This is a genomic window from Glaciimonas soli (genome assembly GCF_009497155.1).
Classification (GTDB): Bacteria; Pseudomonadota; Gammaproteobacteria; order Burkholderiales; family Burkholderiaceae_D; genus Glaciimonas; species Glaciimonas soli.
Genome location: NZ_WINI01000004.1, coordinates 462,315 through 481,814, shown reverse-complemented (window position 1 = coordinate 481,814; position 19,500 = coordinate 462,315). Strand labels below are relative to the sequence as shown.

The following is a 19,500-nucleotide window of genomic DNA, read 5'->3' as shown; positions in this document are numbered from 1 at the left end:
AAAAAAACGCAACTTACGAAAGACACAAAATGCAGCAACTACCCATTTCTTACGAAGACATCGTCCATGCGCATGAGCGCATCGCCAGTGTTGCGCATCGCACACCGGTCATGACATCGACCACCGCCGATCAGTTAACCGGCGCGAACATATTTTTCAAATGTGAAAATTTTCAGCGTGCTGGCGCATTCAAATTTCGCGGCGCCTACAATGCCTTGTCTCAATTTACTAAGGAACAGCGAAAGCGTGGTGTGATCGCCTTTTCGTCGGGTAATCACGCGCAAGCCATTGCACTGGCCGCACGCTTACTCGGCATCAAAGCAGTCATCGTAATGCCATCCGATGCACCGCAGATCAAAATCGCAGCAACCCGTGGCTACGGTGGCGAAGTGATCATGTTTGATCGCTATACGGAAGACCGTGATGCAATTAGCCGACGACTAGCCGAAGAGCGCGGCCTGACGCTGATCCCGCCCTACGACCATCCACATGTAATGGCGGGCCAAGGTACGGCCGCCAAAGAATTGTTCGACGAAGTCGGCGCTCTCGACGTTTTGTTCGTGCCACTTGGCGGCGGCGGATTGCTCTCTGGCTCCGCCACTGCAGCCAAAGCCATGCATCCCCATTGCACGGTGATCGGGGTCGAGCCGGAAGCGGGCAACGATGGCCAGCGTAGTTTCCGCAGTGGGCAAATTGTGCGCATTGCAACTCCCGTCACCATTGCCGACGGTACCCAAACCCAGCAACTGGGAGCACTTACTTTTCCAGTGATACAACAACGAGTAGATGACATTCTCACTGTCAGCGACCAAGAGTTAGTCGAGACCATGAAGTTCTTCGCCAGCCGTATGAAAATGATGGTCGAGCCAACCGGTTGCCTGAGCGCCGCCGCAGCTTTTAGTCAGCAATGCGACCTGAAAGGCAAGAAAGTCGGTGTGATTGTCTCTGGTGGCAATATTGATTTGATGCGCTTCGCCGAGCTGATACAAGGTGATTTACCTATATCGTAATTACCCCACTTCAAACATTCTGCCATCAAAACTAAACTCTCTTAGCACCGTCAGTTTCACATCCTGATACGCTGGGTGCGAGGGATTGATGATTGCATTCGTCGCTTCTGGAATAATTGCTGATGGCAAAAACATTACCAATTGATTGGTCGAAGCCAGCCATTGGCGGCCAAACTCTTGCGCACTCGCAGGAGTTGGCAAGTCTGACCAATCTTTTGGGAGACTTGCCAGCGTTGGTTGAATAGATAATTTTTTGTCGTCCGGGACTTCAACAGAAACGAGCACGAGAGGAGGGTATATTGCACCCGCCAAATGCACAAACTTTTCCAACGCACAAATTTCTATTGTGGTACCGGCATACATGGCTGGATAACCGATCGGATTCCAACGCCCACCATCGCGTCGTGCGCCATTGCAAAGTTTATCAAGCGCCCATTTTCTGTTGGTAATACGCCATAGCTTCAAGCGACGCCACCAGTCTCAATCGCGTTAAGTACCTGCCGCACAGACACAGCACCAGGTTCTGTGTCCATTAAGTCTAGTGGTGCAACACCTCCAAGTGTGCGATTGGGTTGGCACATCCATTTAATCGCAGCATCCTGATTTTCAAAAACATCAATGGCCATGCGTGTAACAGTGCCCATGCGATATATTCGCTCTGTTGCAGCAGGATCGATGTTGGCCTGTTTTTTCTCCAATCGACTAGCAGTTGTTGCCGGAACCTGAGCGATGCTTTGAATTCGTGCATCAGGCACATCGAAAAAGCTGCTGGCTGATTTCAATATGTGCGCCGGATATCCTTCCCGAATCGACTTAACAGCGGCAAATCCGGCAAGGAGTTCACCTGATACAATCCGAGAAAAAGCTGTCAAGTGTGCTTTTCGAGGCCGCACGACATGCTTCTTTTTTAAAAGTGTTTCAGTTAATTTAGCAGAGCGTTTAGACGCAGCGTCACTCACGCCAGGTACACGCTTTTTTACATGATGTTGTTTTTCAACCGAATTTTTTACAACACTCACAATACACCTCCATTTGGAAACTAATAATACACCATATGGTTAATTACGTAATCGTCATTCAAATTTCCTTCGTTTTCTAACAATATATAAGAGACCTCCATGTCAAGAGCATCCTCACTCAACGAAAACAAAATCTACGAACCTTTTTCCGCCGATGAAGTGCCTGTCGAAGAATATGCAGAGGGCGAAAAATTCGGCAGCAAGTTCCGACGTCTCGGCCATTTCGGCGGCGGTTCGCATGTTGGTGTCTCAATTGAAGAGCTGGCGCCGGGAAAACGCTCCTGCCCCACGCACTATCACATGTTAGAAGAAGAACATCTCTATCTGCTGGAAGGGGAAATGACGCTGTACCTTGACGATAAATCCTATGTGATGCATGCCGGACAATATTGCTGCTTCCCGGCGGGCCAAAAAGCTGGCCACTCTTTATACAATCACAGTCCCGCCGTATGTAAATTCCTGATGATCGGTGAAAGCAATCCGAATGAGGTGGTGGTATATACCGACTCCGGCCGCGTGGGAGTGCGCTTGATGGGTGAGGGTTATCGTAAAACGGCGACGATGGAATATTGGGAAGGTGAAGCAGACGCGAAGTGATGATACCGCTGCTGTTGTAAATTTCCACATGGAAATAATTTCTTACACTTCTGATGGGCTATCCAGTAAACTTTTGCGCGCGCAAATCGTTGAAGCTGTAAGCAAGGCACAGCTTAACTGCTCCTTAACAGTTCTCAACGCTTCTGCCATGCCACATGTTTATTTTTCGAATGTCATCAGGGAGTCATCATAATGAAATTAAAATTATCCGCACTAGCCATCGTGCTTGCAGCAGTGTTACCAATCGCAGCCCATGCCGACGTTCCAGGACAACATCCTGGTTACCTCCACGCGCTATCTGATCTGCGCGATGCGCGTGGGAATATAGAAAGTCGTCCGGGCGATGCCGCCGTCAGCGGCCAGGAAGACGTCGCTATCGACGAAATCGACCGCGCCATCGGTGAACTCAAAAAAGCTTCATGGCTTGATGGCAAAGACTTGCGGGATCATCCGCACGAAGATGCCAACCTGGATCGCCCAGGTCGCTTGCATCATGCCGTTGAATTGCTAAAAAGAGCAGAAGACGATCTTGCCAGACCTGAAGACAATCCAGAAGCAAGAGACCTGCAAGGCCGCGCTCTGAATCACGTTCACAATGCGCTTGAAGCCGCAAAACATGCAGTACACGACGTCGAGCACGGTCACTACTAATCTGTTGTAATCGGCGTTTTATTTGCCTTAGCGACCCGACCGCAATTGCGATCGGGTCGTTTTTCATTTATAACCGTGGCTTTACATCACGAAAGTTCGCCTCCATGACGACCTCACCTGATTCCAGCAATCCCATTCGTAACGCCAGTAGCGCCGGACTGTCCGTATCAGGATTAGCCGCACTAGGTATCGTTTTTGGCGATATCGGCACTAGCCCTCTCTATACACTCAAAACTGTATTAGGCATGACGGGCGGCGCCCCTACGCATGATGTGGTACTGGGCGTACTGTCGCTGATTGTCTGGACATTGATCATCATCACGTCGGTGAAATATGTAACCTTTGCCATGAGCATCGACAACGATGGCGAGGGTGGAATTCTGGCTTTGATGTCCTTGCTCGGCATCAAAAAGCACAAACGGCCAATGATCGTCGCCCTCGGTTTATTTGGTGCCGCGCTGATTTACGGCGATGGCGCGATCACACCTGCGATCTCGGTGTTATCGGCGCTGGAAGGACTGAAACTGGTCACGCCAGATGTGGAGCCTTACATCTTGCCTGCCGCAGTGACGATATTAATTGCACTATTCGCGATTCAACCGCTCGGCACTGCCAAGATAGGAAAAGCTTTCGGTCCCATCATGCTGCTGTGGTTTGTGGTGATGGCAGTGTTCGGCATCATCGGCATTGCCCAACATCCGGCGGTACTGGCCGCACTCAATCCGATGTATGGCTTGCGCTATCTGTTTTCGAATGGCTATACCAGCTTCCTGATACTGGGCGGTGTTTTCCTGTGCGTCACTGGTGCGGAAGCGCTGTATGCCGATATGGGGCATTTTGGTGCACGGCCGATTCGCTTCGCCTGGTCGGGCGTGGTACTGCCTAGCCTGTTGCTGAACTATGCAGGGCAAACCGCGCTGGTGCTTGATGGCACGCCGACTACCGATAACATTTTCTTCCGCCTCGCCCCGGATTTCTTGTTGATCCCGTTTGTGATTCTCGCCACCGTCGCCACCATTATTGCCAGCCAATCCATCATCACCGGTGCGTTCTCGATGACACGCCAAGCGATTCAACTAGGTTGGCTGCCACGCTTGCGCATCAAACAAACGTCGGAAGAAGGGTATGGCCAGATTTACGTCGGCGTCGTCAATTGGTTGCTGATGATCGTTACCGTCGGTCTGACGCTGGCGTTCCGCAAATCGGACAACTTAGCTTCTGCTTACGGTATCGCCGTCGCGGCGACCATGCTGTTGACTTCCGGTCTGCTGTTCATTGCCATGCGCGAGGTCTGGGGCTGGGGCATATTGAGAAGCGGTGCGATTGCCGGTGCCTTTATCTGCGTTGACACTGCCTTTTTCTTGGCGAATCTGACCAAGGTTGCAGAGGGCGGTTATGTCCCGCTATTACTGGCAAGTTTGATATTCGGTACGATGCTGGTCTGGCATCGCGGCTCCAACGCTGTTCTGCAAAATGTAAGTGAACAAACCGTGCCTGTTGATCAGTTTATGGCGTCGCTTACCGCACGCAATATTCCGCGCGTACCGGGCACTGGCGTATTCCTATCCAGAAGCGATGATGGCACTCCTCCCGTCATGATCTGGCATGTGAAACAAAATGGCGCTTTGCACCAACACCTGCTGGTAGTGAACGCGATCAGTGAATCCATTCCTTGGGTGCATGAAGCAGAACGCTTGAAACTAACCGAAGTGCAGCCCAACTATTGGCGCGCGACGGCACGTTTTGGGTTTATGGAAAAACCAGATATCCCAGCGGTATTACAACAAGCTGCGTTACAAAACCCCAATCTGAACGTCAAAGATGCTGTGTATTACGTCGGCCATATCGAAGTTATTCCACGCGAAGACGGACAAGGTTTAGTGGAATGGCAGGAAGGTATGTTTACTGTCATGGAACGCAATTCCATCCACGTCAGTGATTTCTTCCGGTTGCCGAAAGACAGGGTGATTTTGATTGGGCGACAGGTAGCTATTTAAGACTGGAAAGTACAGCTAACAGGGCATGTTTATCAGAACCTGCCCTGAACGCCGGTATCAATCACGCCATAGGGCGTGATGCTGCTGCCACCGCTAGCATCACTATTGGGCGTAACGTGGCCACAAGCGGCGATTAAAAGGGCGGTAATAGTGATGAAAAGCAAGCGCATAGTGGTCTCACAGGTTAAGTGTTCACTCTAACAGACCAGCTACCGCGTAAAATGTTCCTGTCACTTTAATATTTAGACAAGTTCCATTGATATCGCTCCCCTCGTCCGCTTGAGTGAGAGAGGAGCAAATCGAGCGCCTGTTTACTATCGATACATATTCAACGTCGATACATCCGGCAACGCAATCCCATAAGGATCGGCAAACCAACGCAACGCATCCTGATTGCCTCGGCAATCTTGTCCGTCAGTCACGCCGGTAAGCAGACCTGCGCTTGAAGTCACTGAGCGTTTGTAGCAGCTCCCCGCGGTATCGGTAAAGCCGTATTTCTGCACGCTTTGCTGCCCGCTGTTGCCGGTGAAGTTGCCATTGGCATCAAACGCAATCGTGTCAGAAGGTGTGACCTTGTTGTGTACTTCGCTCTGATAAATCATCACGCCATTTTGTTCTAGCCGGTTGGTATTGTCGAACGCTTGCGACACCGTTGTCGCCTGAGATGACGGTTGACCGGGCGCGCTTGCGTAGTTGATATTCATCGTCAATGGGAAGCTCGCGTGATGGCGTTCATGGGTTTGACCATCGTTGCCTGAAACCGCTGTGTCGGTATCGACATCGGTTTGCTGGCTGATGTTTTGCACGTAATCACTGTTATTGATGGTGAATGCTTGTTTGTTCTGATAGTGCATATTTTGTGTCACTACCGTATCAATACGTCCATGCGACGTTTGAATGTAACCAGCAATCTTGAAATTGCGGCGACTGCTGGTGGTCAGCGTTCCGGATACGTTGCCTTGGCTATCGGTAGTGATCCCATTGGTGATAATAGGAGCGACCGCTGCTGCCAAGGTGTTGTCTGTGATAGCGCCGGTAATGTGCGCCGTTCGTGGATCGCGATACACCAGCACCGCGCCGGATGCGAGGAAATAGCTATTGGCGTTGTAGACACTGATCGCGACTGTATGCGGCTGGCCATTGCTTAACTGACCGGCGAACGGCGAGATATCGATGCGGTACGGCAGCAGATTCAATGTCTGCACGCCCGGTGTCGGCCGCCACAACAATGGATCTATGCCACCGGTGAATATCCACGGATATACCGGAGCTACACCAGCAGCTTGGCCATCGATGCTGATTTCCGCCTCGCGGAACGCGGTGCTACCGCAACTCTGCAGCTGACTGGTCAGCGTATTGGGCACGCAGGTGTACCAAAACTCGTCACCAGACTGACCTTGCGCCAGCACATCGATAAATGCCCGTTCTACATTCGGTGGAAAAGTGATGGTCTGCTTGAGTTGATCGGTCGACGTATTCAAGGCTACCGCTCCGCCAGTTGCCGAGGCCGACATAGGATAGACCGCATCCGGCGTGCGTGATGGCTTATAGCCCGGTATCGCCGGATAGAACTGTAACGTGGCAGTACCATGCAATACGCCGGTGTAGGTCGCATTCACCACATTGCCGAGATCGACACTGCCTTGCTGCCCACTTTTGAACAATGCCGAGTAGTCGGTGAGGTCGCGCTCGACATGCCAGTTACGCGCTATCGTAGCCGACGGCTCTTCAGTCGTACCGGTATAAATATTCACGCCTGCCAGCCAGATATGCGCGGTGCGGTCGTATTGGTTACCAGCGTTGATCGACATATCCACTTCAAGCACAACCTTGGCCCATGGGCCAGGACAGGCCGCTGGCGGCGCGTAGCTAAAAGGGTGGTTACTGTAGTCGGCGAACGCCTGGTTGTTGAATAAAACGACGCTGCAAGGTTGCGTTTGTGGCCGTGGCACTGCAGGATCTGCAATCGCCACATTCGCTGAGCCAAGTGTAAAACCGGGCGGTAGCGCAGCAGCCGTCGCAGACATACCAAACGCAAATAAAAGCGAACCGGTAATGGCTGCGAGAGCGGATGTTTTTTTATGGGATATAAAGTTTGAAACTGAGGTTGGTACAGAGCGAGATACTGAAGGTGATACCAAGCAAGAAGCGATACATGACTGCATTTCATTCCTCCCAGATCGTGGTGGCAAATTCGGAAATGAGGAACTGGATAAGTTCCTTTTTCTACGGCAGCCATCTTCATGATCATGGAAAAGCAATGTCATGTGCCTCCGCATTTATTTCCGAAAGGAAATATAATTTACTTGATATTTCTGCAAGCTGCAAGAAAAACGATGCGAGGCGTCGCATCTTTCAGGGAGCATCAATGGCATCCCGATCCTGCGTCCGCCATTCACGGCGGAACTGGATTATTTTTGCTAACGCGCTCCGTGTCACCTTCCACCATGCGAAGGGACGCGGATCGGCCAGCATGCTGATAGCGCGCGTATAGTCCAGCGTTAAGCCCGGTGTCCACGCCATCGTTAGCGCGCGTTTTCTGATTTGCGCAGCGACCCACAGCTCTGGTGTCGCCAAAATGCGGAAGAATGCGCTCCAGCCGACGTCATTGCCACGCAGACGGCCAACCGCGCCGTCAATAGCTGCTTCCAATGCCTGCGAGACGGTGCTGGAGCAATTCCGGTGAGTCAGGTTGTAAGTTGCATCGGCACGACAACGCCGCCAAAATTTCTCCAGGCTGACAGGATCATAATTGCGAATCCGCACCCGCACGGTTGACGGGCACCACGCTTCAGATTCAGTTGCATAGTCCGGTTGAAATATGCCAGGTACGTCGTTGTCATGGGTTGCGCGCAGGAGCCGTCCGAATTCATCGGGTGAGCGATCAATTTAAACGCCGGGGTACAAGCTGATATAGATTCCTTCCGCCGATTCTAACGCCGCATGTCCGGTAGAAATCACACCGTTGACATCGACCGCCGCAATATAGCGATTCACAATCGGGCGCGACTGCGTGGGTGACTTCGCAGAGCCGGTCGGTGTCCAGACGTGTACCGTCAACGCGTGTTCGTGATCTTCAGGCGGACCGTCCCATTCCGCTTGCGTAAGAGCGAGCGCCGAGCCTTCCGTAGCGTCGTCCGGCTGGAAGGCAGAATGTCGTCCTTCCCTCGCCAAGGCAGGATTAGCGGTCATACGCCGGACCCGCGTCGCCAGCACAAGTAGATTTCCACCACCAAAAATAAGGAAAATACTCAGACAATACGGCAGCGTGCCCACATAATGCGTAGGGTAAGGCTGGTAAAAGAATATAGCCAGCCCGATCTCCAAAAGCCCCCATGACATCACCACGCGCCAGCGACGATAACGCACCATGTAAGCAGAAATACATTGCAACAGACCATCGACCAGAAACAAAGTACCGAAGATCATCGACAGCAAGAAATTGCCATGATAATCACTAGCAAAGATCAGCACAGAGGCAAGTACCACGGCGCTGCCTTTTACATAACGCAGAACCCGTTGTCCACCAACGCCGGTCCATGCCACGGCAAGTGTCGCTAAACCTTCTGCAAGAAACAGATAGGCAAAAAAATTGATCGGAAAATAAATCGCATTATCCAGTGCGTCAACAAACAACACTAGTCCGGCAATCACCCACAACAAGCCGACCACATAAATGCTGCGCCAGCGCTTACGCAGATATTCAGCACCCAATAGCAGCAGTACCAATTGAACCATAAACCGCCTCCGCATATCTGCGTTGTCGATGCCATTCAAGACCAGTTCAGGCATAAGCCAATCTGGCTAGAAAGGTTAGTTTCAGGAATTACTTAATGTGGACTGTAACCCTTCAATGCCATGCAATCGTAGATCAGATCGGTTCGCCTTGTGGCGAGATCCGACGCACTTCCACCATAGTTTTCTGTCGCCACTTTTACCTGATGCTCGCACAGCCCTTTATCCAGCGTAACGTCAGTGCTTGATGCACCATCCCGGTGCCAACTGATGGTCGAACTGCTACAACCGGTGAGCGCAGCAATAGCTAATATACTAATTACGGAAAGATTACGCACATAAGCCTCGGGGGTGAGCATAACGTTGTCATTAGGGAATTAAATTCTAACTTAATCAATAGCCAGAAGATATCTCTCTTAGCATGCAGAACAACTTTGGCAACATCGCTGGTGGAGAAAAAATCATTCCACAAGAAAATCCCGCACCAGATTGCTTTTCCGCGTATGGCGAGCCAACGCAAGATCGACCAGTTTACTCAAAAGATCAGCGTAGGAAATCCCGCTCGCTTCCCACAATTTCGGATACATAGAAATCGACGTAAAGCCTGGCAGCGTGTTGATTTCATTGACGTAGAATTCACCCGACTCTTTATCCAAAAACAAATCAACCCGCGCAAGTCCTTCACATTCGAGCGCTGTAAAAACGCATCTGGCGATGTCTTGTGCAGTTTTCATCTGCGTAGGTGTGAGCAGGGCGGGAATGTGCAAAGCCGCGCCATTTTCATCCAGATACTTGGCTTCATAAGAATAAAATTCGTGAGTCGGCGTCACTTCACCCACCACGCTAACCAGCGGCTCTTCGCTGAGCTGAATATTCTCCAGCACCGACAATTCAATTTCACGTACAGAAATCGCTTTTTCAACCAGGATTTTCGTATCGTATCGAAGCGCATCGTTGATCGCAGCCGCTAACGCGTCAGCCGTTTTCACCTTATGTACGCCAACTGAAGAGCCAGCATTGGCCGGTTTCACGAAGCAAGGAAAGCCAAGTTCTTTAGCAATGCGCGCTTCGAGTGCAGATGGATTTCTTGCCCACTCACCATTGCGCACAGTCACCCACGGAACAACCTGCAAACCGGCATCACGCATCACCCGCTTAGCAATGTCTTTATCCATGCCCACCGCAGAAGCCAATACGCCGCAGCCGACATAAGGAACATCCGCCAGCTCAAGCAAACCTTGGATCGTGCCATCCTCAGAGAAAGTACCGTGCATGACCGGAAAAACCACATCGAATTTTCCGTTAAACGTCGTCGGCGTTGAAGCACCGGAAGCGAGAGCAACCACGCCCGTCGATAGCGCATCCGGATTCGACGGCATCACCACTTCCGGCATGTTGCGATAGATAGGCAAAGCTTTCGTCGTAGAAGCCAGCACCTCCGGCCCGGACAAATGCCAGCGCCCGGTTTTGTCGATACCGATAGGAATAATCTCGTACTTCTCTTTATCCAGATAGCGAATCACAGAAGCGGCTGATTGCAGCGACACTTCATGTTCACCAGAACGTCCACCGTACAGAACGGCAACTCGAATTTTCTTGCTCATATGCGCTCAACTTTCTTACTGAATTTGATTGGTTTACTCTTGCTCATATTCTGAATACTTGCGCGCATCACCACGCACTTTTCCCGCAGGATACTTGGCGCGATTAAGCACCATTTTATCGACAACCGCTGCAGGCAGGTCAACATCCAGTTTATCCGCAAGACGAATTAAATAAACTAAAACATCCGCCATTTCGTGTCGGATCTGTTCAAGTTTTGCATCATCAAGTTCATCTTTGTTACCCGTTTTCAGCCATTGGAAATGCTCGAGAAGTTCGGCGGCTTCAACAATGAGTGCAGAAGATAGATTTTTGGGAGTATGAAATTGATCCCAGTCGCGCTCGGCAACGAAAATTCGGATTTCTTCGCGGAGTCTGGCAAAATCATTGTTTTGGGAATGTTCAGTCATGGTTGTGTTCCGTCCTAAATTTTTCAAAATACAGAGCTAGGTTATCCCACGAATTCCTATTTAACGTGCTTATGAAGCAACCTCCAACATCTTCCAACTAACCCCAATCCGCACATCCGATTTCAGCTCCACCAATTTCCGCGAGAGCCTTGCCATATCGCCTTCTTTCCGCAATTTTTCGCCCAGTGTATCTCGTAAAATTCCCGCTCCAGCCATCACGGCATCCAGACTGCCGTAAGCGCGCAACAGCTTTGCTGCTGTCTTTAAACCTACCTTGGATACGCCGGGAATATCATCTGAGGCATCCCCCATCAGGGCGAGTAGATCAGCCAGCATTTCTGGCTCGACGCCAAATTTCTTTACTACCCATGCGCGGTCGTGCCATTCGCCTTTGAAATGATCCCATACCAGCGCGCCATGTGAAATCAATACCAGCAAATCTTTATCGGTAGACGCAACGATTGCATCGCCTCTTCCTTCTGTTAGCCAGCGCATTATTGCTGTGTTAATCACATCATCAGCCTCGACTTCTGGTACTGACACCACCGTTAATCCGAATGCGGATAAATTTTCGTAGAATTCAGGAAGACGTTCTTTTAGAACAGCTGGCATAGCTTGCCGTTTTTCCCGGTACTTTTCGTAGAGATCGTGTCGCCATGTGTGCCCGCCGAAATCGAAAGCAGCAAGAACGTGCGTGGGTTCGTGCGTTGCCAATAATTTCTTGAACGATGACAGAGAATGTCGCAATGCAGTGCTGGCCTTTTCCGGCGAATCGGGTTCTGGATTCGCTTCGTAGACGCGTCGGACAATGTTGAGACCATCAATTGCGAGTAATTTTCCCATCGTTTACCTTATTGCAAGAAAAGCGGGCGGTTTGCTAAACCCGCCGCGCTGAATTCGGCAGTATACGCATATCAATCGGCAGATGCGATTGCGTCGGGCTATCATCGCGGGTAAACCTTATTCCATCTCGGTGCATCGTCACAAGATTCAAGCTATGCATCATTTCCTATCGGGACATTTCAAGCGCTTGAACTGCTGCCAGAGTTTGTCAAGTTGTCTGGCATCTTGCTCTGTTCTGGCGACAAGGTAACCTGCAACGAAACCGGCACTGTGTGTCAGGGCGGGATGGTTGTGCGCGAGGCGACGTAACAATCCTTCGGCGACAGTGGCGTCATTGAGCCAGCCCAGCGCATCCTGCAGGCCGGTCAGCGCATGGACAAAGGGGCGCACCTGTCTGGCTGGATATAACGACTGGAAAAACTCCGTCGCATAGCGCACGTTCTTGGCCGCAATACGCACGCGATGACGTGCAGACGGCGCGCCTTCTTTCAGGTGCTTGCCACGTTTTTCCAATTTCCCATGACAGAGCTTAAGCGTCTGCGTGGCGAATTTGGCGAGCGGCATCTCCAGCCTTTCCCGCTCTGGCTGCGCAAGCTCCGCACGCCAATCCGATTTCTGTAGCCAACTGCCGAGGCTGAGCAGCAGGCGGGCATATCGCGCCGAGCTGACAGCCGCTGCCGCCTTTTTCCTATTATTTAGAGCCATCACCAATGCCGCTTGCTGCAGCTGATGCAATGCCGATTTATCGGCGCAGGCATTGACGACTACGGCAAGCGTGCTACCGACGAAAACTTCCCAGTCGCGCGCAGCGCCTAACTCTGCTGCCAGCCATTTAAGCTCTGTCCGCAAGGCGGCGGGACAAGGCGTTACCTGTGCAAATAGAGTGAGTGCCGCGCGCAAACGGCGCAGGCCGATCCGCATCTGGTGCACGCTTTCAGGGTCGTGCCCTTGCACAACTCCGGCCTCATTGCCCTGGACTTGTGCCAGACAGTTACCGACGATGATATGAAATCCCTGCTCCACAGTTAATTTCGTGGAAAGTGCAAAGCAGCTGGCCTTGACCACTGCAGGTGGTTGCGGCGCGTACAACGCATAGCCGCGTTCCGCCTTGCTGATGTCGCTGATGCGTAGCGGCACCGCATACTGCAATTGCAGAGCAAGGTCGAATAGGGCGTCAGGATTCCCTGACTTCAGTTCAAGTTCGACTTCACTAATCGGTATCCGGGTTGCGCCGTGTTGCACATCGCCCTGGTCGAGCGCCAGTTCGACTTCATCACCGTGGGCCGACTGCAATTGCCAAGTTGTGCGTCGAAACGTTGTGGTGAATATGGGAATCAGCTTATCTGCCAGTTTTGGGACGGCCAATATCTTTGCCCAGCTTGTGTCGTGTCCGACCAAATCGTTCAGCGCTGGCAAATCGAGATGCGGCCCATCCACTTCAGATTCCCACTCTTCGCGCTGGTGCAAACCCGCGGTTACCTGTCCTCCGCCTTTCAGGGTCTGGATCCAGTCGCGGTTTACTCGGCGCACGCGCAATGCACTATCGTGCCGCTTGAAATAGAGATCCGGCGTATCGAAGTAAATGCTGGTGAGTTGCTGTGCAAGTGGCTTAGCGATTGCCCGCTGCTTTAGCAATGGATGTCGTCGGAAGGTCGCAACATCGGCCGGATCGAGTAACAGTTTTAATTCAATTTCCATCGCATATCCGTACCGGAAAATTTGTGCGCGCATCCAAGTGGGTTAGAGCGGAGTTTTATTGGTAAGAGCTAAAAATTATATAGGCAGTATATTCTGTTTATTGAGGAATGTTGCCTATCGAAGCGCGTCGATTTCGATAGGCAGATAAGAGATTGATGGGTATCGCTATGCTCCACCCATCCTACGTTCGACGTCAGTAAGCCACCAAAACACGGGTTAGTTTGATGCAAACATCAACATTTTTCGTGACGAAAACATTCCGACTAACCAAGTGCCGCCACCACCTGATTTCCCATGCCGGAGCACGACAATTTTTGCATACCTGGTTCAAAAATATCACCCGTTCTGAATCCTTTTTCCAGTACCTTCTTGACTGCATTTTCAATGCGATCAGCTGCTTCGATATTATTGAAGGTGTAACGCATCATCATCGCAACGGAAAGTATGGTCGCCAATGGATTGGCCACATTTTTTCCAGCGATGTCGGGTGCCGATCCGTGTGAGGGCTCGTACAAACCTTTCTTCGATTCGTTGAGCGAAGCCGATGCCAGCATGCCTATCGAGCCAGTCAGCATCGACGCTTCATCTGAAAGAATGTCGCCAAACAGGTTGGTGGTAACCATCACGTCAAATTGCTTAGGATTGCGCACCAATTGCATCGCAGCGTTGTCGACGTACATATGGGAGAGCTGCACTTGCGGATATTCCCTGGCGACATCGGTGAATATCTCTTTCCAAAACTCACTCACTTCCAGTACGTTTGCTTTATCTACCGAACACAGCTTCTTATCGCGCTTCATGGCGATGCCAAAAGCGACGTGCGCGATGCGGCGAATTTCGGGTTCCGTGTAGATCATGGTATTGAACGCTTCGCGCTCGCCGCGATCATTGGTACGCATCCCGCGTGGCTCACCGAAGTGTATATCGCCGGTCAGATCGCGAATGATCATAATGTCGAGTCCGCTGATAACTTCTGGCTTCAGCGTCGAACCGTTGGCTAATTCCGGAAACAGTACCGCCGGACGAAGGTTGGCAAATAAACCAAGATCCTTGCGAATGCCAAGCAACCCACGCTCGGGGCGAAGCGGCCTGTCCAGCGTGTCGTATTGCGGTCCACCTACTGCGCCTAGCAATACGGCATCGGCGGCGCGGCAGATTTTCCGGGTAAATTCTGGATAAGGCGCGCCATACTGGTCGTAAGCAGCGCCGCCGAGCGGCGCTGCTTCGATTTCAATCTTCAAGCCTTCTGTGCGCAACACTTCCAGCACGCGCACGGCTTGTGCAACGATCTCGGGGCCAATCCCGTCGCCTGGCAATACTGCGATTTTCATCTTCCTGTTCCTTCAGTTTAATGAAGCATTAAAAAATGCGGATGTCCGCTCTCCAATGCATCATATAAATGCTTTTATACTGGAACAAGACTAGTGGATATACTAGTACTGTGACTAATACCTAATGCAAAATCATGAGTACTACCCACAAGGAATTGCCGCCCGCTCTGACAAGCACTGCATAGGTGCTACGGGCCGAAAGCATGAGTGAGTAAGGGGAGATGAATTCAGAACGCGACGGCATCGTAGAGTGAGTGCACTGTACCCAACGCGCCACTTGCAAAGCCTCATGGTGAACCATTGCCGACATACGATAATGACAGCGTCCGTTTTTCACCGTTATTATTCAATCAGGCTAACTGCTTTTCCATTTCGACAAACTGCAGATTTTTGACAAGTCTGAATTCATCCGGCACTTCCGAAGGAAATGGCTCAATTCGACCAGTGCGTACGTATCCCCGTCGCTCATAATAGTTGATCAATTCACTGCGTATACTGATCACCGTCATCCATATTTTTGTTACATGCCATTGCGCCTGCACCAGGCTCTCTGCTTTTTCCATGAGTTGTTTGCCAATTCCACCGCCCTGCAATTGGGGTTGTACGACAAACATACCAAGATAAGCGGCGTTGCCGATTTTTTCCACATGCACGGTTCCAACGATGGCCTCATTTTGCAAGCACAACAGGATCACCGAATCTTTTCGGTCAAGTATTTCACAAATGCCTTCCGGATCGATACGATCGCCTGTCAGGAGATCTGCTTCGGTGGTCCAACCTGCCCGGCTTGATTCGCCTCGATAAGCACTATTGATTAATTGCGCGATGATTGCTGCGTCTTGTTTATTTGCGTAACGATATTGAAGTGACATAATTTGAAAGATGCTGAATATGATAGTTGCGATTGAGTAGTGAAGTAATGTTTCACAGAAGCCTGAACCATGTCAACGAACTATCGGTTTATAGCCGAACAAACGCAAATCAACCGCGTCCGCCATCGCTTTGTATCCGGCATCATTTGGGTGCAAATGATCGCCGCTATCAAAGGTAGGATTTATATGATCCAGGCGCTTCGGATCGCGCAGTATCTTGTCAAAATCGACCACTCCGTCAAAGGCATGCGCATTGCGTATCCAATAGTTGATTGTCTTACGTTTGGTTTCTCCTGCCACTGAATAATAGGAATGTTTTCCCGAACCGAAGTCAACACCGGCACAGGGAGTCAACGTTGCACCGATTACGTTGATATTTTTTGCGTGAGCACGGGCAATCAACTCTTTCATTCCATCGATAATTTGCCGGGCTGATGCTTGCGCATCGGCTTTCCCTAGTACCGTAGAAGCACCGATATCGTTGATGCCGATATCGAGTATCACCCAACGTACACCCGGTTTATCGAGGACATCGCGATCCAGGCGATGCAAGACGCTGTATCCGCGAAACGGATCATCAGCATCGCGCAAAAGACGATTACCTGCGATACCGGAATTTGCCACGCCAATTGATGCCAGCCCCGCATTATCGACGCCGGACTGCAAGCGGGATGCCAATAAATCCGGCCATCTGCGGTTGGCATCCATGGTTGATCCGACGCCGTCTTCAATCGATGAACCGACAGCAACAATGCTGCCGGAATGATCGTTGCCGGCAACTTCGACATCGCTCAAGAAATACCAGCTGGTGACAGTTTTAGTTGCATCTAAGTTGATCGCTGCAGTTGCATCAACATCGTTTTTTATATACGTACTCGCCATCGCAACACCGTGTATCGTTGAAGGCCCTGTATCGGTTTTGATGTATAGACTGATCGCCAATTCTTGCAATGGCGCGACGGACATATTGACCGGATCACTCAATACCGATTCACCTTTATTCATCGTCAAAACAGGCGAACCGCCAAAGGTAAGTGGATGGTCGGTGCCCGGCTGAATCGCTGAGCCGCTGGCATGTAGCGCAACGTGGGCAGCAGCTATGCTGACCGGACCAGTGCCGTACAGGTTGGAGAACCTGATCCTTACCTTGGCGCCTCCCATACTGGTACGAACAACCTCGCGCACAGTCAACGCTTGCAATGGTTTTCCTGCCTGATCAGGCGCAGCGGCCCAGCTTTCCACCCAGTTGTTTTCATCTGCCCATGCAGACGTGATACCGATGATAAAACTGCACACAATACCGAACACGACGCCGATAAACCTGGAGCAATTCATACTCATATCCTTTAATTGAAAATCAATTGCAGCGTATGACAAAATCCAACGACGACAACCACAGCAAGCAGCAACGCCATACCGAAATAAAAGTGTTTGCCGGTGGAGCGGTGCATCCGCGATTTCTCCCCCGACCGGATGATGAGCGGAGTCTAATGGATGGCAGTTAAAGGAACAATGGCGATTAACGCATAGTAGGTATGAATGCAGGGAATGGCGATCAGGTATCGCTGATCGCATTAAATTGCGTCACGCCGAACATAGAACGTTGCAATACATCGTAGACCTGCTTGCGAAACCACTGGTGTGCCGGATCGTGATGATTGCGTGCGTGCCACAACAGCCAGTAACGGTACGACGGCACATCAAACGGCAACGGCTTCCAGACGATAGCAGCGGTGCGTGCCAGAGCAATGGCGATATGCATTGGAATCGTCAGCAACAAATCGTTATCCACACAGAGTTTTAATGCGGAACTGTAGAACGGCACACTAAGACGGATATTGCGTTTTACGCCGAGTCGCGCCAAATGCTGTTCAATAATATTGTTTTTGTCGCTGCCGCCAGCGATTTTTATCTGCGGGTAATAAATATAGTCTTCCAGACTGATATCGCTTAGCTGTGCCAGCGGATGACTCTTACGCATCACGCACACCGGCTTGTCTTCGCCCATTGCTCGACCATGAAGATTATCGGGAATCACGTCGGCAATCACTGGCACCAGATCGATTCCTTCATCGGCCAGCAATCGATAGTGACCCGGTTCCCACATGCGCAAGTCAACACGCAGATGCGGTGCCTGCAACGAAAAACTTTGCAGCAGTTCCGGCAGCATATGATCGGCAATATAGTCCGATCCGCACATCGAAAATTGGCGCGCGCATAGCGCAGGATCGAAATCCGGCGCAAGCAGCAGCGCCTCCATATTTGCCAATAGTGCTTTAAGCGGGCCGCGCAACGCCTCAGCCTGCTGCGTCAGCAAATAACGTTGGCCTTCGCGTATCAGCAAAGGATCACCAGTCTGTTCGCGCAATTGCACCAGCTGTCGGCTCAACGCCGATTGCGTCAGCCCAAGCGCTTTTGCCGCAGCCGTCAGATTGCGCGTTTCGAGTAATACATCCAGTGAACGAAGAAGATTTAAATTGAAAGGTGGTTTTAGCATAGCTTGATTGTCACTAATCAAAAGCTGGTAAGGATAAAAAATTAAGATCGTTGACACATTAAGACAGATTTGAATACAGACGATTGAGCAAGCATCTGTCTTCAAACTAGATTTGTGCCAACATGACATCCACGATCTCTTTTATTCCACAAAAACTTCCTGCAGTGTTTCCAAAACTTCCGTCAACGTTTTACCGGTCGTTGTACCCAATTTTTTAACCAAGCGAGTTTTATCAAGTACACGTACTTGATCGAGCAAAATCAAGCCCTTTTTCTTCATAAAAGTAATCGGAATTCTAAACGGCGCCGGTCGACTCGCCGTCGTCATTGGCGCTACCAATACAGTTCGCAGATGGTCGTGCATTTCAGCAGGAGAAATGATTACGCAGGGGCGTGTTTTCTGTATTTCACTACCGACCGTTGGATCTAGCGCAGCCAACCAGATTTCACCTCGCGTTACCACACAAGCTCCTGATCATCTTCATTTGCAAAATCCGGCCAGACAAGAACATCATCGCCACTATCAGCAATCTTCTGACTCGCTTGCGCCCAACCAGCACGCACTGTTTTTTCAGGACGGCTAATCACGATACGATCGTTCTCTACCTGAATATCGACCTCATCAATATCCAATCCCGTTTGTATCAAAAATGGCTTAGGAATCAACACACCACGTGAATTTCCCATTTTTCTTAATACTGTTTTCATATCATCCTCCGTTATAACAAAATTGTAACATTAAATAATATCCACAATGTTACAACATAAAAACGACAAGCTGATATTGTGATGGGCAACCGTCATCAGTTACTTCGGGGTAAATGATGGGCTTTTCAGCCCAACCTTGTTATTGCATTTTGGCCTGATGACGCAAAGTGAAACTCAAATGCGTTTCCGTCTCTTGCATAAATTGCGCCTCAACGGCGACATGCTGAATTAGCAAACCGAGATTAATCAACGCGTCATTATCGATAGCCCATTCTTCATTGGTGCCGACGACCATCAGCATTTTTCCTAACGATTCCAGCCCGTGCATTAGAACGTGATTGGCGCTGTAAGCATGGCTGACGGCCGCACTGGCTTTAAGCAAGATATTTTCTGGTTGCGGAATGAAGGGAGAAAAATTTTCGGGTAGTTGCAATAGCAAATGACCGAGTTCGTATGGTGCGCGTTCGGGATTGTTGAAATACGGATTTTTAGGTGGTGCAGGTGTAGTTGGGCTGCGCATGCTGGTCTCTT

Annotated in this window: 20 protein-coding genes and 1 pseudogene; 4 read left to right on the top strand and 17 right to left on the bottom strand. The window is 50.6% G+C overall.

All coding sequences use genetic code 11. The features are described 5' to 3' along the window. Positions 1 to 29 precede the first annotated feature (29 nt). Entirely contained in the window at positions 30 to 1,010 is a 981-nt protein-coding gene (locus GEV47_RS10535) for a threo-3-hydroxy-L-aspartate ammonia-lyase (protein ID WP_153234701.1), read from the top strand. Here GEV47_RS10535 and GEV47_RS10530 read toward each other — a convergent pair whose 3' ends face one another. Both GEV47_RS10530 and parS read right to left on the bottom strand, forming a co-directional pair. Continuing rightward, complete coding sequence (locus GEV47_RS10530) at positions 1,011 to 1,475, bottom strand: RES family NAD+ phosphorylase (protein WP_153234700.1); 465 nt, start codon at positions 1,473 to 1,475, stop codon at positions 1,011 to 1,013. Then, positions 1,472 to 2,029, bottom strand: coding sequence for a type II RES/Xre toxin-antitoxin system antitoxin (gene parS / locus GEV47_RS19790; protein ID WP_153234699.1), 558 nt, complete (start codon positions 2,027 to 2,029; stop codon positions 1,472 to 1,474). The genes GEV47_RS10530 and parS overlap by 4 nt, the downstream gene beginning before the upstream one ends. Positions 2,030 to 2,128: 99 nt before the next feature. Here parS and GEV47_RS10520 point away from each other — a divergent pair, with 99 nt between their 5' ends. From GEV47_RS10520 to GEV47_RS10510, 3 genes are all read left to right on the top strand, one after another. After that, on the top strand, positions 2,129 to 2,626 hold the full coding sequence (locus tag GEV47_RS10520) for a cupin domain-containing protein (protein ID WP_153234698.1): 498 nt from the start codon (positions 2,129 to 2,131) through the stop codon (positions 2,624 to 2,626). A gap of 192 nt (positions 2,627 to 2,818) precedes the next feature. Continuing rightward, positions 2,819 to 3,277, top strand: coding sequence for a hypothetical protein (locus GEV47_RS10515; RefSeq protein WP_153234697.1), 459 nt, complete (start codon positions 2,819 to 2,821; stop codon positions 3,275 to 3,277). Positions 3,278 to 3,381: 104 nt separating this feature from the next. Further along, positions 3,382 to 5,274, top strand: coding sequence for a potassium transporter Kup (locus GEV47_RS10510; RefSeq protein WP_153234696.1), 1,893 nt, complete (start codon positions 3,382 to 3,384; stop codon positions 5,272 to 5,274). A gap of 32 nt (positions 5,275 to 5,306) precedes the next feature. On the opposite strand, the gene GEV47_RS10505 is transcribed toward GEV47_RS10510, so the two are convergent. The 15 genes and pseudogenes from GEV47_RS10505 to GEV47_RS10435 form a co-directional block, all read right to left on the bottom strand. After that, positions 5,307 to 5,444 carry a hypothetical protein gene (locus GEV47_RS10505; protein WP_153234695.1) on the bottom strand — a complete coding sequence of 46 codons (138 nt, stop codon included), beginning with the start codon at positions 5,442 to 5,444 and terminating at the stop codon, positions 5,307 to 5,309. A gap of 144 nt (positions 5,445 to 5,588) precedes the next feature. Then, on the bottom strand, positions 5,589 to 7,301 hold the full coding sequence (locus GEV47_RS10500) for a peptide-N4-asparagine amidase (protein WP_194270639.1): 1,713 nt from the start codon (positions 7,299 to 7,301) through the stop codon (positions 5,589 to 5,591). A gap of 328 nt (positions 7,302 to 7,629) precedes the next feature. After that, a pseudogene (locus GEV47_RS10495) lies at positions 7,630 to 9,012 on the bottom strand (HdeD family acid-resistance protein). Between the two features lie 92 nt (positions 9,013 to 9,104). Continuing rightward, positions 9,105 to 9,368, bottom strand: coding sequence for a hypothetical protein (locus GEV47_RS10490; RefSeq protein ID WP_153234693.1), 264 nt, complete (start codon positions 9,366 to 9,368; stop codon positions 9,105 to 9,107). 102 nt (positions 9,369 to 9,470) lie between these two features. Beyond that, entirely contained in the window at positions 9,471 to 10,613 is a 1,143-nt protein-coding gene (locus GEV47_RS10485; protein WP_153234692.1) for a D-alanine--D-alanine ligase family protein, read from the bottom strand. A 33-nt stretch (positions 10,614 to 10,646) separates the two neighbouring features. Then, positions 10,647 to 11,021 (bottom strand): nucleotide pyrophosphohydrolase, encoded by a 375-nt coding sequence (locus GEV47_RS10480; protein WP_153234691.1) that lies wholly within the window; start codon positions 11,019 to 11,021, stop codon positions 10,647 to 10,649. Between the two features lie 69 nt (positions 11,022 to 11,090). Next, on the bottom strand, positions 11,091 to 11,864 hold the full coding sequence (locus tag GEV47_RS10475; RefSeq protein WP_153234690.1) for a 5'-3' exonuclease: 774 nt from the start codon (positions 11,862 to 11,864) through the stop codon (positions 11,091 to 11,093). Positions 11,865 to 12,023: 159 nt separating this feature from the next. Next, the gene (locus tag GEV47_RS10470) at positions 12,024 to 13,562 is read right to left on the bottom strand and encodes a CYTH and CHAD domain-containing protein (protein ID WP_194270638.1); all 1,539 of its coding nucleotides are present in this window, start codon (positions 13,560 to 13,562) and stop codon (positions 12,024 to 12,026) included. 263 nt (positions 13,563 to 13,825) lie between these two features. Next, on the bottom strand, positions 13,826 to 14,893 hold the full coding sequence (leuB, locus tag GEV47_RS10465) for a 3-isopropylmalate dehydrogenase (protein WP_153234688.1): 1,068 nt from the start codon (positions 14,891 to 14,893) through the stop codon (positions 13,826 to 13,828). Positions 14,894 to 15,243: 350 nt separating this feature from the next. Further along, the gene (locus GEV47_RS10460; protein WP_153234687.1) at positions 15,244 to 15,765 is read right to left on the bottom strand and encodes a GNAT family N-acetyltransferase; all 522 of its coding nucleotides are present in this window, start codon (positions 15,763 to 15,765) and stop codon (positions 15,244 to 15,246) included. Positions 15,766 to 15,837: 72 nt separating this feature from the next. Continuing rightward, positions 15,838 to 17,100, bottom strand: a complete 1,263-nt coding sequence (locus tag GEV47_RS10455) for an SGNH/GDSL hydrolase family protein (protein WP_194270637.1) — start codon at positions 17,098 to 17,100, stop codon at positions 15,838 to 15,840. Positions 17,101 to 17,320: 220 nt separating this feature from the next. Further along, positions 17,321 to 18,262: a LysR family transcriptional regulator gene (locus GEV47_RS10450; protein ID WP_194270636.1), complete on the bottom strand. Its 942-nt coding sequence runs from the start codon at positions 18,260 to 18,262 to the stop codon at positions 17,321 to 17,323. A gap of 141 nt (positions 18,263 to 18,403) precedes the next feature. Next, positions 18,404 to 18,724, bottom strand: coding sequence for a type II toxin-antitoxin system PemK/MazF family toxin (locus GEV47_RS10445; protein ID WP_322741609.1), 321 nt, complete (start codon positions 18,722 to 18,724; stop codon positions 18,404 to 18,406). Continuing rightward, positions 18,718 to 18,969: an AbrB/MazE/SpoVT family DNA-binding domain-containing protein gene (locus tag GEV47_RS10440; RefSeq protein WP_153234684.1), complete on the bottom strand. Its 252-nt coding sequence runs from the start codon at positions 18,967 to 18,969 to the stop codon at positions 18,718 to 18,720. The genes GEV47_RS10445 and GEV47_RS10440 overlap by 7 nt, the downstream gene beginning before the upstream one ends. Positions 18,970 to 19,108: 139 nt before the next feature. Beyond that, positions 19,109 to 19,489 carry a hypothetical protein gene (locus tag GEV47_RS10435; RefSeq protein ID WP_153234683.1) on the bottom strand — a complete coding sequence of 127 codons (381 nt, stop codon included), beginning with the start codon at positions 19,487 to 19,489 and terminating at the stop codon, positions 19,109 to 19,111. Positions 19,490 to 19,500: the final 11 nt, after the last annotated feature.

What these genes read in the sequence shown, in the direction of transcription:
- GEV47_RS10535 (WP_153234701.1), top strand. Translation starts at nt 30, where the DNA reads ATGCAGCAACTACCCATTTCTTACGAAGACATCGTCCATGCGCATGAG.
- GEV47_RS10475 (WP_153234690.1), bottom strand. Translation starts at nt 11,864, where the DNA reads ATGGGAAAATTACTCGCAATTGATGGTCTCAACATTGTCCGACGCGTC.
- GEV47_RS10435 (WP_153234683.1), bottom strand. Translation starts at nt 19,489, where the DNA reads ATGCGCAGCCCAACTACACCTGCACCACCTAAAAATCCGTATTTCAAC.
- GEV47_RS10485 (WP_153234692.1), bottom strand. Translation starts at nt 10,613, where the DNA reads ATGAGCAAGAAAATTCGAGTTGCCGTTCTGTACGGTGGACGTTCTGGT.
- GEV47_RS10460 (WP_153234687.1), bottom strand. Translation starts at nt 15,765, where the DNA reads ATGTCACTTCAATATCGTTACGCAAATAAACAAGACGCAGCAATCATC.
- GEV47_RS10440 (WP_153234684.1), bottom strand. Translation starts at nt 18,969, where the DNA reads ATGAAAACAGTATTAAGAAAAATGGGAAATTCACGTGGTGTGTTGATT.
- GEV47_RS10520 (WP_153234698.1), top strand. Translation starts at nt 2,129, where the DNA reads ATGTCAAGAGCATCCTCACTCAACGAAAACAAAATCTACGAACCTTTT.
- GEV47_RS10480 (WP_153234691.1), bottom strand. Translation starts at nt 11,021, where the DNA reads ATGACTGAACATTCCCAAAACAATGATTTTGCCAGACTCCGCGAAGAA.
- GEV47_RS10515 (WP_153234697.1), top strand. Translation starts at nt 2,819, where the DNA reads ATGAAATTAAAATTATCCGCACTAGCCATCGTGCTTGCAGCAGTGTTA.
- GEV47_RS10500 (WP_194270639.1), bottom strand. Translation starts at nt 7,301, where the DNA reads ATGTCTGCGACGGCTGCTGCGCTACCGCCCGGTTTTACACTTGGCTCA.
- GEV47_RS10450 (WP_194270636.1), bottom strand. Translation starts at nt 18,262, where the DNA reads ATGCTAAAACCACCTTTCAATTTAAATCTTCTTCGTTCACTGGATGTA.
- GEV47_RS10470 (WP_194270638.1), bottom strand. Translation starts at nt 13,562, where the DNA reads ATGGAAATTGAATTAAAACTGTTACTCGATCCGGCCGATGTTGCGACC.
- GEV47_RS10510 (WP_153234696.1), top strand. Translation starts at nt 3,382, where the DNA reads ATGACGACCTCACCTGATTCCAGCAATCCCATTCGTAACGCCAGTAGC.
- GEV47_RS10455 (WP_194270637.1), bottom strand. Translation starts at nt 17,100, where the DNA reads ATGAATTGCTCCAGGTTTATCGGCGTCGTGTTCGGTATTGTGTGCAGT.
- GEV47_RS10490 (WP_153234693.1), bottom strand. Translation starts at nt 9,368, where the DNA reads ATGCTCACCCCCGAGGCTTATGTGCGTAATCTTTCCGTAATTAGTATA.
- GEV47_RS10505 (WP_153234695.1), bottom strand. Translation starts at nt 5,444, where the DNA reads ATGCGCTTGCTTTTCATCACTATTACCGCCCTTTTAATCGCCGCTTGT.
- leuB (WP_153234688.1), bottom strand. Translation starts at nt 14,893, where the DNA reads ATGAAAATCGCAGTATTGCCAGGCGACGGGATTGGCCCCGAGATCGTT.